Here is a 14,931-nt window from a genome sequence, read left to right as displayed (position 1 = left end):
ACACCCCAATATAGCGATCGATGCTATCTGATGCTATCAACCGTTCGCGCGGCCACCGCACTTCCGTCGGGAAGGTGATTACGATGCGGCGGCCGCCGCGATGGATGCGTGATCCAGGACTTCAGAGCATGCAGCTCACGCAGCCCTCGACCTCGGTGCCCTCCAACGCCATCTGCCGCAGGCGGATGTAGTAGAGGGTTTTGATGCCCTTGCGCCACGCGTAGATCTGGGCCTTGTTCAGGTCGCGGGTGCTGGCCGTGTCCTTGAAGAACAATGTCAGCGACAAACCCTGGTCCACGTGCTGGGTGGCCGCGGCGTAGGTGTCGATGATCTTCTCGTAGCCGATCTCGTACGCGTCCTGGTAATAGTCCAGGTTCTCGTTGGTCATGTACGGGGCCGGATAGTAGACGCGGCCGATCTTGCCTTCCTTGCGGATCTCGATCTTCGACGCCACCGGGTGGATGGAACTGGTGGAGTGGTTGATGTAGGAGATCGATCCGGTCGGCGGGACGGCCTGCAGGTTCTGGTTGTACAGGCCGTGTTCCATGACCTCGGCCTTCAGCTCCCGCCAGTCGTCCTGGGTGGGAATGCGGATATCCGAGTCGGCGAACAGCCGCGCGACCCGCTCGGTCTGCGGCTCCCACACCCGGTCGGTGTACTTGTCGAAATATTCGCCGCTGGCGTACTTCGACTCCGGGAACCCCCCGAAGTACGTACCGCGTTCCCGCGCCAGCGCGTTCGAGGCGCGCAACGCGTGATAGACGACGGTGTAGAAGTAGATGTTGGTGAAGTCCAGGCCCTCTTCGGATCCGTAGTGGATGTGCTCGCGCGCCAGGTAACCGTGCAGGTTCATCTGGCCGAGCCCGATGGCGTGCGAGGAGTTGTTGCCCTGTTCGATCGAGGGCACCGAGTTGATATGGGTCTGGTCGGAGACGGCGGTGAGCGCGCGGATCGAAACCTCGATGGTGCGCGCGAAATCCGGGGAATCCATCGCCTTGGCGATGTTCAGCGATCCCAGGTTGCAGGAGATGTCCTTACCCACGTGCGAGTAGGTGAGGTCGTCGTTGTAGATCGACGGGGTGGAGACCTGCAGGATCTCCGAGCACAGGTTCGAATGAGTGATCTTGCCGGCGATCGGGTTGGCCCGGTTCACCGTGTCCTCGAACATGATGTAGGGGTAACCGGATTCGAACTGCAGCTCGGCGATGGTCTGGAAGAACTCGCGTGCCTTGATCTTGGACTTGCGGATCCGCTTGTCGTCGACCATCTCGTGGTACTTCTCGGTGACGTCGACATCGGCGAACGGCTTACCGTAGATACGTTCCACATCGTACGGCGAGAACAGGTACATGTCCTCGTTCTTCTTGGCCAGCTCGAAGGTGATGTCGGGAATCACCACACCCAGTGAGAGGGTTTTGATACGGATCTTCTCGTCCGCGTTCTCCCGCTTGGTATCGAGGAACCGATAGATATCGGGGTGATGGGCGTGCAGGTACACCGCGCCCGCGCCCTGCCGCGCACCGAGCTGGTTCGCGTAGGAGAACGAATCCTCGAGCAGCTTCATGATCGGGATGACACCGGAGGACTGGTTCTCGATCTTCTTGATCGGGGCGCCGTGCTCGCGGATATTGCTGAGCAGCAGCGCGACCCCGCCGCCACGCTTGGACAGCTGCAGCGCGGAGTTGATGGAGCGCCCGATGGACTCCATATTGTCCTCTATGCGAAGAAGAAAACAATTGTGCACAACAGTGCCGCGAATCGTATAGGTGTGCGTACCCTCGACGTGCAGGTTGTACACCTTCTCGGGCGTCTCATCGGTGCGCTCGATCGCACGGATACCGTAGACATGGCGCCCGTGCACCACCTGATAGGTCGAACGTTTCGTGCCCTTACGACCGGTGTAGTTGTGCAGGTTCTTGTCGATATCGAAGATGAACTCTTCGTTGGTGCCGGGTAGACCGGGCACGAATACCTGGCCGGTCGGGCTTCCGGCCTGGTTGACGTATGTGCGGACCACCGACATGATCCCGAGCCGTCGCAGGAGCAGCTGGACCTGATCGATCAGTTCAGGGTTCACCAGATCGAGCACCATTCCACCGGTGGTGCAGCAACCGTCCCCACGGAACAAACCCGCGAGCAGGCCGCGCTGGAATTCTCCGTCCGCGGTCATCACATCATGCGCCAGACGCTTCCTGTTGTACCCGGTCCCCGCCAGCGACAACAGCAGCGACGCTACGACCTTGCTGTTGCACACCATCTTGGTCGAGTGGTCGGAGTGGTTCGTGTGCAGCGACAGGTCGACCCCGAATACCTGCTTGAAAGCCATGCCCAGTTCGACGTGGTACTCGACTTCGTAGGCACCCAACGTGAAGTGCACGCCGTTCGGCTGGACGCCTTCGACTCCGGACCGCTTCGATACATGTCCCTCGGCGAGGTACCAACCGAGGATCAAGCCGAGTTCGTAGGACTCCTCGACGTAGCGGTTGACAGCGACGAATCGTTGATGGTGACGCTGCTTGTTCCTGTGCTTCGCGTCTCCGTTGACCTTGCGGATCGAGCCGTCGACTTCTTCGTAGACGCCCTCTCCGACGAAGTCCATCAGATCGAACACTCGACGGTCGCGGGTGTCCAGCGGCGCCGCGGTCACAACGAAATCGGACGGCCGGACGTCCTGCGCGGCCAGCCATACGAACCCGTTGAACGGGTCGGCGCCGTCGCCGTCGATCAGGGTGACAACCTCACGGTCGGTCCAGACCAGGATCGGATGCTCCGGGGTGCACCGGATCGGCTCCTTGTGCCCGAAATGCGAAATCGAGATCAGTGCCTGGTCGTTGGGATTTTCGATCAGCTCCTCGACCACCGAATACGAACCGTCGTGGGAGAGAACCCGATCCCCTGTACGCAGAGTTTCGATAGGCCGCGGGCCGTCGATCGTATCCACCGGGGTACCCGCCGGGAAGCAGGACACCGGCTCACCGCGCTGTTTCTTGCCCGAATTGAGGAAGGTCGGGGTGGCCGGCTGGAAGCGGCCGGCGATGATCTCCTCGACGAGTTTGCCCGCGAGCACCTCGTCACCGGCGGCCAGCGTGAGCGCGACCATGCAGACCCGGTCCTCGAACCGCTCCAGGTAGCGCTTCCCGTCGAAGGTCTTGAGGGTGTAGGAGGTGTAGTACTTGAAGGCGCCGAGGAAGGTGGGGAACCGGAACTTCGCCGCGTAGGCCTGCTGGAACAGCTTCTTCACGAAGGCCCGGCTGTACTGGTCGAGCACCTCGGGTTCGTAGTAGTTCTCCTCGACGAGGTAGTCGAGCTTCTCGTCGAGGTTGTGGAAGAAGACGGTGTTCTGGTTGACGTGCTGCAAGAAGTACTGGTTGGCGGCTTCGCGATCCTTGTCGAACTGGATCTCGCCGTCCGGACCGTACAGGTTCAGCATCGCGTTGAGGGCGTGGTAGTCCAGGACCTCGCCGGAGTCGCCGGTGCGCTGCGGGGGCTGCTCCAGGCGGGCGGTCATACCTGCTGGTGCTGTCGTTGTTGCTGCCAAAACAATCCCAATCCCTCACGGACGCGGGCTACGTCCTCGGCGGTTCCCATGAGTTCGAAGCGGTACAGGTAGGGCACCCCGCATTTGCGGGAGATGACATCACCTGCGAAACAGAAGGTGTCACCGAAGTTCGTGTTCCCGGCCGCGATCACTCCGCGCAGGAGTGCGCGGTTGTGCGGATCGTTGAGGAACTTCGCGACCTGGCGCGGTACGAATTCCTTGTCCGGTCGGGTCGAACCCAGGACGTGCCGACCGCCCCCGTAGGTGGGGACGATCAGCACGTAGGGTTCGTCGACACGCAGTGTTTCGGTGGTGTGCAGGGGTATCCGGAGCGCCGGGATATCCAGCTTCTCGACGAATCGGTGTGTGTTCTGCGAAGCGCTGGAGAAATAGACCAGCGAATTCGATTCCGACATCTCACCTCCCCTGCTCCCCCGACCGGTTTCGGACCCGGTAGTGCTCAGGCTGTGTCTGTTGCGCCCGAGCGCGGGCCCTATGTGGTCACTGCGCTGCCGCCGTCGGGCCTGATGCGCTCAGGCGGCGACGGTGGCCAGTGCCTTGATGCGGTCCGGCCGGAAGCCGGACCAGTGCTCGTCGCCGGAGACGACGACCGGAGCCTGCAGGTAGCCGAGGGCCATCACGAAGTCGCGGGCATCGGCGTTCTCGGAGATATCGACGACCTCGTATTCCACCCCGACCTTGTCGAGGGCCTTGTAGGTGGCGTTGCACTGCACGCAAGCGGGCTTGGTGTACACGGTGATCATTCGAGTCCCTCTCTCCTGTGCCTATGTGCGGTGTTCGCGGCCTTCGTGGTGACGGTCCGCCGCCCTCCGGGCCGAGCTCACCGCATGACTGATCCAGCCGGTGACCCGTCTGTGTTGTGCGGTGTGTCGGCACAATCGGATGATCTGCGCAAACTCCGAGGACCAGCCCTGAAACGCCATGTCCGGGCCGATTCCGCCCGGTGCCGGCGGGCCGATTGCGCCGCCGTCTCCAAGCATCGATGACACTACACCTAGTGGCCGACAGAAAGAAACAACACGAGATGTTGCGAGTCACAACGGTGTGATTTCACCTCTGTAAGCCGCAGGACAGCAACTCGACACGCCGCGTTCGCCGTGGTCCAGATCACAAATCCACCGAGCCAGCTCTCTTTCAGCAAACGCAGGAGATTACGCCTGTCACACCAGTCGCTCCGCATCCCAGCAGGCCCTCGAGCCCCGTAGGAAACCGACCGATCGGAAACGCGAAGGGCCGCCTCGTCCAGAGACGAGGCGGCCCTTCGCGTACCGCTACGGGATCAGGCGGAGACGAGTTCTCCACTGGCCGCAGTGACCAGAACCTGGACGGCCTCGGTCAGCTCACGCTGTACGTCGCCGTCCTCACGCGGGTGGCCGGCGGCGAACCGCTCGCCCCATCCGGCGTAATGCAGATGCGCCTCCTCGACGATCTTGCCGCCGGCGATACCCACGGACTTGACCGCGTCGGCGTGCGCCCATTTGGCGGCATTGGGGCTGATCGAACCGCTCAGTACGGCTACCGGCCTACCGCCGATCGCGCCCGCGCCGTACGGCCGGGACAGCCAGTCGATGGCGTTCTTCAGCACCGCCGGCAGGGTGCCGTTATATTCCGGGGTGACCACCAGCAGCCCATCGCTCGCCGCGACCGCGTCGCGCAGCGCCTGGGCGGTGGCCGGTACCGAACCCGCGACGTCGATATCCTCGTTGTAGAACGGAATATCGCCGATACCTTCGTAGATGGAGACCTCGACGCCCGCGGGCGCGGTCGAGGCCGCCGCCTCGGCGATCTGCCGGCTGATCGAGGCGCCCCGAAGGCTGCCGACGAGGGCGACGATACGGGTCTGACTCATGTTCACTCCTGCGGTACTAGTTGTGTGACGATCCCACTGCCCAGACTAACCGGACCACGGTCCGCTACATTCCTCCGGAGGGACGCACAGCGCCGTGAGCTACGACACACTCAGCCCGGGTTCCACCGACTCCGGACCCCCGGCCGAACCACCGCAAACCCCCGTGCCCGAGCCGGCCGCGGCACAGCCCCTCGCGCTGGCGCTGCAACCGCCGCAGCGAGTAGGTCCCGCGCTACCCGGGGCCACCGAACCCACCGAACGCGCGGACGCCGCGCGCAACCGGCGCCGATTGCTCGACGCCGCGCAGGAACTCGTCCGCGAACACGGAGTCGATGCCCTCACCATGGACGCGCTCGCGAAACGAGCCGGTGTCGGCAAGGGCACCGTGTTCCGGCGCTTCGGCAACCGCACCGGTCTCATGTACGCCCTACTGGACCATTCCGAGATCCTGGCCCAGGAAGCGTTCATCTTCGGTCCGCCACCGCTGGGGCCCGGAGCACCACCGGTGGAGCGACTCGTCGCGTTCGGGCGGGCACGGCTGCTCGATATCGAAGTGGAGGGCGAATTGCATCGAGCAGCCGAACTCGGTTCGTCCGAAAACCATTACAGCAGTGGGCCGTACCTCGTTCTGAAAACTCATGTGACGATGCTGCTGCGCGACGCGGGAGCCGCCGCCGACCCCACCCTGCTGGCCGATGCGCTGCTCGCGGCACTCGGCGCGACTCTCGTCCTGCATCAGATCCGGACCCTCGGCTACAGCCGCGAGCAGATCGGCGACAACTGGGAAGCCCTTGTTCGTCGCGTAGCCGATTCCACCGCGCAGTAGAGTGATCCGGCATGGGAAACCTGCGTGAACAGATCATCTCCGAGTTGGGTGTGCTGGCGAACATCGAACCGAAGGACGAGGTTCGGCGCCGCGTCGATTTCCTGAAGGGCTATCTGCGCGCCACACCGGCAAAGGGTTTCGTGCTCGGCATCAGCGGCGGCCAGGACAGCGCCCTCGCCGGACGACTGTGCCAGCTGGCCGCCGAGGAGCTGCGCGCCGAAGGCCACGAGGCCAGATTCGTCGCGGTGCGGCTGCCCTACGGCGTACAGGCCGACGAAGCCGATGCCCGCATCTCCATGACATTCGTCGCGCCCGACGAATCGGTGGTGGTGAACGTCCGGCCCGGGGCCAATGCTGTAGCGGCCGAGGTGGCCTCGGCCCTCAAGGTGGGCAAACTACGAGATTTCGTGCGCGGCAATATCAAGGCCCGCGAGCGGATGGTGATCCAGTACGCCCTCGCCGGCCAAGAGAACCTGCTGGTGGTCGGTACCGATCACGCTGCCGAAGCGGTGACCGGGTTCTTCACCAAATACGGTGACGGCGGCGTGGACGTGACCCCGCTGACCGGTCTGTCGAAGCGGCAGGGCGCGGCACTGCTCGCGGAACTGGGCGCGCCCGCGCGGCTGTCGTCCAAGGTGCCCACCGCCGACCTGGAGGACGACCGTCCGGCACTTCCGGACGAAGAAGCACTCGGCCTGCGCTACAGCGAGATCGACGACTACCTCGAGGGCAAGGACGTCACCGACGAAGTGGCGAAACGTATCGAAACGGTCTTCCGCAACACTCGGCACAAGCGGGCCGTCCCGGTCACGCCGCTCGACGACTGGTGGCGCTGAACGAAGCACTACATGGGTTCGGGACGGTCGAACATCTCCATTTCGGCCAGTCTGCGGCGTAGATAGCGGCGGGCGGGGTCGTTGCCGGCCGCCGCGATCGCAGCCCGGTACTCGCGCGCCGCGTCGGTGTGGCGGCCCGCCCGCCGGTACAGGTCGGCACGTGCGGCGACGACGAGCTGCCCACCGGCCAGCCGCCGATCGCCGGCGACTTCGGCCAGCGCCGTGAGCCCGGCTTCCGGACCGTCACGCAGACCCACAGCGATCGCACGGTTGACCCGCGCCGAAGGCGAGGGCGCCAGGGTCAGCAGATCGTCGTAGGCGGCGACGATTGCTCGCCAATCGGTCGCCGCCCAATCCGGCGCCACGGCATGGGCCGCCGCGATCCGCGCCTGCGCCAGATACGGGCCGTTCCCGTCCGCGGCGGCGAGCAACAGATGGTGCAGCCCCGCGCGAACCGCCGCCCGGTCCCAGCCGTCCCGGTCCTGTTCGGCCAGCGGAACCAGTTCTCCGTCGCCGGTCCGCCGCTGCGCTCGGCGGCTGTCGGTCAACAACATCAACGCCAGCAATGCGTGGCATTCCGACCGGACGGCCCGTTCGGCGTCCGGTAACAGTTCACAGAGCAACCGCCCGACCCGGATCGCCTCGTCACACAGTTCGTCGCGCACCGCGCTGGGTCCGGCGGTCGCGAAGTAGCCCTCGGTGAACATCAGGTACACCACCGCGAGCACGGTCGGCGCCCGTTCCGCCAGCAGGTCGGTGGGCGGCACCCGCAGTGGTATCCGGGCCTGCCGGATCTTCGCCTTCGCCCGGGTGATCCGTTGCGCGACGGTCGCTTCCGGTTGCAGGAACATCCGGGCGATCTCCACTGTCCGCAGACCACACACGAACCGCAGAGTGAGCGCCACCCGCGCCGGCGCCGCCAGCGCGGGATGGCAGCAGGTGAAGATCATCAGCAGCCGGTCGTCGGGGAAGCCCGTACCCGGTTCGGTCGCGGCGGCATCGGGAGCGAACCGTACGGCCTCGCGCTCCCTACCGGACCGCGAGGATTCGCGGCGCAACCGATCCAGTGCCCGATTGCGGGCGGTGGTGGTGATCCACGCACCCGGACGGTCCGGGACACCGTCACGCGGCCAGGTCCGCAGCGCGGCGGCGAAGGCCTCCTGCACCGAGTCCTCGGCCAGCTCGATATCACCGGTGAGCCGCGCGACAGTGGCCACCGCGCGGCCGAACTCGGCGCGATACACGTCGTCGAGCCCGGCCGCGGCCCTGATGCCGCTCACCCGCTCAGATCGACCACCCGTCGCACCTCGGTGCCGCCCTTGTGGCCGATCGGGATGAGCGCGGCGAGTTCCGTGGCCGAGCTCGCGTCCGGTGCCGCGAACAGGTAGAGACCGGCGACCACCTCTGCGGATTCGGTGAAAGGACCGTCGGTGATCAGCGGCGTATCCGGCCCGGAGCGGACCGTGGTCGCCGTCGCGGGTGGTCGCAGCGCGCCGCCACCGCGGATCGCCGCCCCGGCCCGCGCACCGAAACGCTCGTGCTCGGCCACCGCGGACTCCCATTCGGAGGTGCCCGGAGCAGCCACCGAATCGGCGTGCTCCCACAGCAGAGCCATCCACCAGTCCGCGCCCGGTTCGCCGTGCGGCAGCCACTGCACCAGCGGCCGGAGTTCGACCGCTCCGGTGGCAGCGGCGGGTAAATGGCGGGCCAGTGCTATCGCCTCGTCGAGATCGGCCACATCGAATACGTAGAACCCGCCCACCACCTCGGCGTGTTCCGCGAACGGGCCGTCGGTGACCAGCGTCGTCCCACCGTCGCGACGGACAGTGATCGCGGTATCGGCGGGATACAGCGCCGCGCCACCGGCGATGACCTCACCCACCCGCGCGTCGAACGCCGCGTACTGCGCGACTTCCGCGTCGAACTCGGCCGTACCCGGTCGCGCGACGGATTCGTCCTCGCGGCCGGTCAACAGAGCCAGGTAGTACATACCGTCATCCTTCCTCGTGAGCGAGGAGTCCGATACCCCTCACATCACTACGACGTGCGTGGACGCGGTTTCTCTACAGGGGTTCGCCGGATTCGGTGAACAGCACGCCCGGCGCTGCGGGACGAGCAGCTCAGCCGCCCGCGAAGGGAGGCATGACATCCACCCGCGGTGTCAACAGCGCGGCGGTGTCCCGGGTCAGTTCGTCACCCATCAGATAGGCACAGACACCGAGCATCTTATCCAGATCCGGGCCGTAGGTATCGGCCAGCCGGGAACGGAGGTCGGCGATCGTGGCGCCGGCGGGCAGGTCCAGGGTTTCGGTGTCCTTGCCGACCGCGTCGGCCACGGCGGCGAAGTAGCGGACCTCAACCACCTATTGCTCCCATCGTGCGTTCCGGGGGGACGAAGTCCGCGGCATCGATACCGTGGCCCGCCCATTTCTGCCACATGGCACCCCGCCACAACTGCGCGAGTTCCTCGTCGCTCGCACCGGCGCGCAGACTCGCCCGCAGGTCGAACTCCTGATCACTGAACAGGCAGGAGCGCAGCATACCGTCGGCGGTGAGCCGGGTGCGGTCGCAGGTATCGCAGAATTTCCGGGTCACCGAGGCGATGATGCCGACGGTCGCGGGACCGCCGTCCACCAGCCAGGTCTCCGCCGGCGCCGACGGATCGTCCCGGCCGACGGCGGTGAGCCGGAAACGGGTGCCGAGCACCTCGAGTAGTTCGGCGGCGGTCACCATATTCGCGCGCGCCCATTCGTGGTCGGCGTCGAGCGGCATTTCCTCGATGAACCGCAGTTCACAACCCTCGTCGAGGCACCAGCGGAGCAGATCCGCGGCACCGTCCAGGGTCTGCCGCATGAGGACCGCGTTCACCTTCACCGGCGCCAGCCCGGCCGCACCGGCGGCGCGAATACCCGACATCGCGGAGTCCAGCCGGTCGCGCCTGGTCAACCGGGCGAAACCCAGGCGGTCCACGGTGTCCAGGGAGATGTTGACCCGGCTCAGCCCGGCGGCCGCCAGACCGGCGGCGCGATGACGCAGCCCTATCCCGTTCGAGGTCATGGCCAGCGGTACCGCCGGCACGGCCGCGTGACAGCCGGCCACGATCTCCTCCAGATCGCGGCGCATCAGCGGTTCACCACCGGTGAACCGCACCTCGCGGACACCCAGTTCGCCCACCGCCAGCCCGACCAGGCGGACGATCTCCGCGGCGGTGAGCAGTTCTTCGGCCGGGATCGCGGGCAGACCTTCCTCGGGCATGCAGTACGTGCAGCGCAGCGAGCACTTCTCCGTAATGGACACCCGCAGGTCCCGCGCGATCCGGCCGAATCGATCCACCAGCAGCGGTGTTTCCGGACGCCCATCGAGAGAGGGGCGCCCGGACCGCACGGTGGGGATCCCCATTTCGACCAGCGTCACGCCTCCATTATGTACGCCGAGACCGCCGCCGGAGCGAGCCGCGGCGGTATCCGCCGGTATCGGGGCCGCCCGTCCGCGCGTCGCCGCCGGTAGGAGGGCGGCGATCGGCCGGTGACCGCCACTAGTCTGGGCCTATGATCTCTCGGCCCGCCAGTCGTCCGGTCCGATCGGCGGACGACTATCGCGACACCATCGAACAGTTGTTACGACCGCTGGCCGCCCGGCCCGTCGAGTACGTCCAGGTGGCCGCGGCACTCGGCCGGCAGCTCGCCGAGGATCAGCACGCGCCGATCGATCTGCCGGTCTTTCGCAACTCCGCCATGGACGGCTACGCCGTCCGGTCGCGGGATGTCGCGGTCACACCGGTGACCCTGCCGACGACCGGGGTGGTGGCCGCGGGCGATCCCGGCCGCGAAGCGCTGGCACCCGGCACCGCCCGCAAGGTGATGACCGGTGCTCCCCTGCCCGCCGGGGCGGACTGTGTGATCCCGGTGGAGGACACGACCGCCGGTTCGGACTCGGTGCAGATCACCCGTGGCCGCTCGGCCGGTGAATTCGTGCGGGAGCCGGGCAGCGATATCCGGGCCGGCGCCGGACTGGTCAGCGCCGCGACCATGCTCGCACCGCGGCATATCGCGGCGCTGGCCGCCGCCGGGCTGGCTCGGGTCCCGGTGTTCACGCCGGTACGCGCTGTCGTGATCAGTACCGGCAGCGAATTGGTGGCCGCGGGCACCGCGCTGCGGCCGGGGCAGATCTACAACTCCAACGGGATCGCGCTGGCCGCGGCACTCACGGCCAACGGTGTCGCGGTGGCCGGTGTCGTGCACTGTGGTGACGAACCCGCGGACTTCCGGAAAATGCTCCATGCCGCGACCGCCGCCGCCGATCTGGTGATCACCACCGGCGGGGTCTCCATGGGTGATTTCGAGGTCGTGCGGGAGGTCCTGATCCCACTCGGCGGCGAATTCGGTTCGGTGGCCATGCAACCGGGTGGTCCGCAGGGGCTCACCGTCGTGGACGGAGTGCCGGTGCTCAGTTTCCCGGGCAACCCGGTGAGCGCGGTGGTGTCGTTCGAGGTGTTGGCCCGGCCCATCCTGCGCCACGTCTCCGGACTGGGCCCGGCAATCGAATACGAGCTCCCGCTGCTGGGCGCGGTGCGCCGATCGCCCGAGGGCCGCCGTCAGTTCCTGCGCGGTCGGCTGGTCTGGAACGGGTCGCGTCCGCACGCCGTGGAGGTGGTGTCGGGTCCGGGCTCTCATCTCGTCGCGAGCATGGCGGCAGCCGATGTGCTGATCGATATTCCGGCGGCGGTCACCGAACTCCCGCCCGGCGCGACTGTGCGAGTGTGGACACTATGAGCGAGTTGTCGCATGTGGATGCCGAAGGTCGCGCCCGCATGGTGGATGTGAGTGCCAAGGCGGATACCGCGCGTATCGCTGTCGCGGGCGGGGAGCTGCGGACCACCGCCGCGGTGGTGGCGCTGGTGCGCGCCGACGATATGCCGAAGGCCGATGTGCTCGCCACCGCCCGACTCGCCGGGATCGCGGGCGCCAAGAAGACCTCCGAACTGATCCCGCTGTGTCATCAGCTCGCCCTGTCTTCGGTGAAAGTCGAGTTCGGGTTCACCGAATCCGCCATCACCATCGAGGCCACGGCCAAGACCACCGGCCCCACCGGCGTGGAGATGGAAGCGCTGACGGCGGTGGCCGTAGCCGGACTCACCTTGCACGACATGGTGAAAGCAGTCGATCCGGCGGCCGAACTGAACGGCGTACGGCTGCTCAGCAAAGAGGGCGGCAAACGCGGGCACTGGACCCGCGCGGAGCAGCCGACCGATACCGGAACCACATCGCATCCGGAGCCGCACTCCGAACCCGGAGCACACGCACTGTCCCCCCGAAGCGACGCCGGCGGGACCGCGGTGGTGGTCGTGGCATCCACCGGCGCGGCGGCCGGAACCCGTACCGACACCACCGGGCCACGTCTGGTGTCGTGGCTGCGCGATCTCGGATACACCGTGCGCGGCCCCCTCGTCTACGCCGACGCCGATATCGCCGACGGCCTCGCCGACGCATTGCGTACCAGCCCCGACCTGGTGGTGACCACCGGCGGCACCGGCGCCTCCCCCACCGACCGCACTCCGGAGGCCACCGCCGCCGTTCTGGACCGGGAACTGCCCGGGGTGGCAGAGGCGATCCGGCAGCGCGGAACCGCGACGTTCCCGTTGGCCGCGCTCAGCCGCGGAATCGCCGGTCTGGCCGGTCGTTCGGTGGTGGTGAACCTGCCCGGTTCCCCGGGCGGGGTGAAAGACGGTATCGCGGTGCTGACACCGCTGCTGGCGCATCTGCTCGCCCAGGTGGCGGGTGGTGGCGCACACGAGAACGACCGCGCGGGACACCCGCCGGGTAGGAAATTCGGAAACGAGAGCGCACATGCCTGACCTGTCCACCGGAACACCCGGCGGCGAGCCCGCCGTCGCAACAGCCGGTGTCCGGCTCGCCGAGATCAGCGAACTGCCCTTGGACCCGGCGGCGGTCGACGCCGCCGTGCGCGGATCCCGCTACGGGGCGGTGGTGCTGTTCACCGGAATGGTCCGCGATCACGACGGCGGGCAGGCGGTTTCGGCGCTCGAATACTCCGCGCATCCGGAGGCCGCCCGTTTCCTGCGCGAATGCTGCGCCGCGGTCGCCGAATCCAGCGGTCTGCCAGTGGCGGCCGTGCACCGGGTCGGGAACTTGGTGGTGGGCGATCTGGCGATCGTCACGGCGGTGGCCGCACAGCATCGCGCCGAAGCCTTCGCGGCGTGCACGACATTGGTCGACCGGATCAAACACGAGGTGCCGATCTGGAAACGTCAACTGTTCGCCGACGGGCTCTCCGAATGGGTCAACGCCTGCGGCTGAAGATCATCGGCCGCCGCGCGGCCGGTATCGGGAACGTAGCGCCAGACGGCGAGCATCGCCTGATCGCCGAGGGATCCGGGTCCGTTGTGCACGGTCGCACGCAACCGATCCAGTAACGCCCCGGTATCCAGACCGGTGCCGATGAGCACCAACTCCGTCCCCTCGCCCCGGGACCGGGGCGCCGGTTCGAGCGTGATCGCACGACCCACCAGATGCAGGAGGAATCGGCCGTGCCCGGGCGCGGCGAAGGTCACGAAACCCTTGGCGCGGAACAGTCCGGCGGGCGGGTCTTCCAGGAAGTCGATCAGACGGCGCGGATGCAGGGCCGCGGCCTCGATGAAAGCCACGCTGGTGTAGTCGTCGTGCAGGTGCCGGTGGTCGCAACCCCCGCGCTCTTCGTGCTCGTCGTGCAACAGTTCATCGAAACTCAACTGTTCCCCGACGCGGACCCCGCTGCCGCGGCGGCTCGGATCGAACAGCAACCCCGGATCGATACGACCGTGGGTGGTCGCGTACACCGGTGCACCCCCGGTCAGTTCGGCGATCTGCGCTCGCAACTCGGCCAGATGCGCCGGATCCACCCGATCGGACTTGTTCACCACCACCAGATCCGCCAGGCGTAGATGGCTCGCCAGTTCCGGATGCCGCTCCCGGCTGGCCGCGAACTCTCCCGCGTCGACCACCTCGAGCAGCCCGCCGTAGCGGATCCGGGAATTCTCGCTGCCCACCACCATCCGCACCAGATTGCGCGGTTCGGCCAGCCCGCTGGCCTCCACCACGATCACATCGATACCGGCACGGGGTTCGGTCAGCCGGGTGAACAAATCGTCGAGTTCGGAGACGTCCACCGCACAGCACACGCATCCGTTGCCCATCGACACCATCGCGTCGACCTGTCCGGCCACCAGCATGGCGTCGATGTTCACGGCGCCGAAATCGTTGACCACCACCCCGATCCGGGTACCCCGGTTGTTCCGCAACAGGTCGTTGAGCAGGGTGGTCTTTCCGGCACCGAGGAACCCGGCCACGATCACCACAGGTATACGCTCAGCCACCGCACGATAATATCTGCGCCGCCTTCGGCGGCGCGGGTTGCGGGCCCTGAGGTCCCGCGTTTCGGCGCCCGAGACTCGCGCCTGCGACGTGCTGCCGACCGTCCGAGGAATGCGACCGTTGAGCACCTCTGGCCTAAGGGCGGGACGGCCCGCAACCTCTGTGGGCCTCGTAAGACTCGGCGCGGAGGAGCGGGGGTGGTGAATCGCGTCCCACACACGAGCGTATGAAGTGCGGCGCCGGTGCACACGGTGTGTGTGGAAAGCCGGGACGATGCGATGGGCGCCGGTTCGGGTGCGACAGGCAGGGCAGGCAGGCAGGCAGGCAGGCAGGCAGGCAGGCAGGCAGGCAGGCAGGCAGGCAGGCAGGCAGGGGAGATCGTGAGTGGTTCACCGTTGATCTGCCCGAAATCTCGGCAGCCGGTAGTGAACCGACTGCATTTCAATAGAATTGTCCATGTTTCAGAATTGAATATGTTTCAAAAGGTGCCG

Annotated in this window: 14 protein-coding genes; 5 read left to right on the top strand and 9 right to left on the bottom strand. The window is 66.7% G+C overall.

Features of this window, described 5'->3' with window-relative positions; all coding sequences use genetic code 11:
* Nucleotides 1-121 precede the first annotated feature (121 nt).
* The 4 genes from nrdE to OG405_RS03620 form a co-directional block, all read right to left on the bottom strand.
* Nucleotides 122-3,508 (bottom strand): class 1b ribonucleoside-diphosphate reductase subunit alpha, encoded by a 3,387-nt coding sequence (gene nrdE, locus OG405_RS03635; protein WP_327150225.1) that lies wholly within the window; start codon nucleotides 3,506-3,508, stop codon nucleotides 122-124.
* Nucleotides 3,505-3,954 carry a class Ib ribonucleoside-diphosphate reductase assembly flavoprotein NrdI gene (gene nrdI / locus OG405_RS03630; protein WP_327150224.1) on the bottom strand — a complete coding sequence of 150 codons (450 nt, stop codon included), beginning with the start codon at nucleotides 3,952-3,954 and terminating at the stop codon, nucleotides 3,505-3,507. The genes nrdE and nrdI overlap by 4 nt, the downstream gene beginning before the upstream one ends.
* Nucleotides 3,955-4,071: 117 nt before the next feature.
* Entirely contained in the window at nucleotides 4,072-4,302 is a 231-nt protein-coding gene (gene nrdH / locus OG405_RS03625) for a glutaredoxin-like protein NrdH (protein ID WP_327150223.1), read from the bottom strand.
* Nucleotides 4,303-4,838: 536 nt separating this feature from the next.
* On the bottom strand, nucleotides 4,839-5,408 hold the full coding sequence (locus tag OG405_RS03620; protein ID WP_327150222.1) for an NAD(P)H-dependent oxidoreductase: 570 nt from the start codon (nucleotides 5,406-5,408) through the stop codon (nucleotides 4,839-4,841).
* 202 nt (nucleotides 5,409-5,610) lie between these two features.
* On the opposite strand from OG405_RS03620, the gene OG405_RS03615 reads away from it, so the two are divergent.
* Both OG405_RS03615 and nadE read left to right on the top strand, forming a co-directional pair.
* Entirely contained in the window at nucleotides 5,611-6,234 is a 624-nt protein-coding gene (locus OG405_RS03615; protein ID WP_327152188.1) for a TetR/AcrR family transcriptional regulator, read from the top strand.
* Between the two features lie 11 nt (nucleotides 6,235-6,245).
* The gene (gene nadE, locus OG405_RS03610) at nucleotides 6,246-7,070 is read left to right on the top strand and encodes an ammonia-dependent NAD(+) synthetase (protein WP_327150221.1); all 825 of its coding nucleotides are present in this window, start codon (nucleotides 6,246-6,248) and stop codon (nucleotides 7,068-7,070) included.
* Between the two features lie 8 nt (nucleotides 7,071-7,078).
* Here nadE and OG405_RS03605 read toward each other — a convergent pair whose 3' ends face one another.
* From OG405_RS03605 to moaA, 4 genes are all read right to left on the bottom strand, one after another.
* Entirely contained in the window at nucleotides 7,079-8,341 is a 1,263-nt protein-coding gene (locus OG405_RS03605) for an RNA polymerase sigma factor (protein WP_327152187.1), read from the bottom strand.
* A 5-nt stretch (nucleotides 8,342-8,346) separates the two neighbouring features.
* The gene (locus OG405_RS03600; protein WP_327150220.1) at nucleotides 8,347-9,060 is read right to left on the bottom strand and encodes a YciI family protein; all 714 of its coding nucleotides are present in this window, start codon (nucleotides 9,058-9,060) and stop codon (nucleotides 8,347-8,349) included.
* A 130-nt stretch (nucleotides 9,061-9,190) separates the two neighbouring features.
* Entirely contained in the window at nucleotides 9,191-9,433 is a 243-nt protein-coding gene (locus OG405_RS03595; protein ID WP_327150219.1) for a MoaD/ThiS family protein, read from the bottom strand.
* A complete protein-coding gene (moaA, locus tag OG405_RS03590; RefSeq protein WP_327150218.1) occupies nucleotides 9,426-10,484 on the bottom strand; it encodes a GTP 3',8-cyclase MoaA in 1,059 nt (352 codons plus the stop codon). The genes OG405_RS03595 and moaA overlap by 8 nt, the downstream gene beginning before the upstream one ends.
* Before the next feature lie 134 nt (nucleotides 10,485-10,618).
* Between moaA and OG405_RS03585 the strand changes: the two genes are divergently transcribed.
* The 3 genes from OG405_RS03585 to OG405_RS03575 are packed head-to-tail and all read left to right on the top strand — an operon-like array spanning nucleotide 10,619 to nucleotide 13,387.
* Nucleotides 10,619-11,842, top strand: coding sequence for a molybdopterin molybdotransferase MoeA (locus tag OG405_RS03585; protein WP_327150217.1), 1,224 nt, complete (start codon nucleotides 10,619-10,621; stop codon nucleotides 11,840-11,842).
* Complete coding sequence (gene moaCB / locus OG405_RS03580; protein WP_327150216.1) at nucleotides 11,839-12,924, top strand: bifunctional molybdenum cofactor biosynthesis protein MoaC/MoaB; 1,086 nt, start codon at nucleotides 11,839-11,841, stop codon at nucleotides 12,922-12,924. The genes OG405_RS03585 and moaCB overlap by 4 nt, the downstream gene beginning before the upstream one ends.
* Nucleotides 12,917-13,387, top strand: a complete 471-nt coding sequence (locus tag OG405_RS03575) for a molybdenum cofactor biosynthesis protein MoaE (RefSeq protein ID WP_327150215.1) — start codon at nucleotides 12,917-12,919, stop codon at nucleotides 13,385-13,387. The genes moaCB and OG405_RS03575 overlap by 8 nt, the downstream gene beginning before the upstream one ends.
* On the opposite strand, the gene OG405_RS03570 is transcribed toward OG405_RS03575, so the two are convergent.
* On the bottom strand, nucleotides 13,339-14,442 hold the full coding sequence (locus tag OG405_RS03570; RefSeq protein ID WP_327150214.1) for a CobW family GTP-binding protein: 1,104 nt from the start codon (nucleotides 14,440-14,442) through the stop codon (nucleotides 13,339-13,341). The genes OG405_RS03575 and OG405_RS03570 overlap by 49 nt on opposite strands.
* Between the last annotated feature and the right edge of the window lie 489 nt (nucleotides 14,443-14,931).

The organism is Nocardia sp. NBC_01329, assembly GCF_035956715.1.
Lineage (GTDB): Bacteria > Actinomycetota > Actinomycetes > Mycobacteriales > Mycobacteriaceae > Nocardia.
The sequence above is the reverse complement of the archived record's forward strand: the minus strand, read 5'-3'. Positions and strand labels throughout refer to the sequence as shown.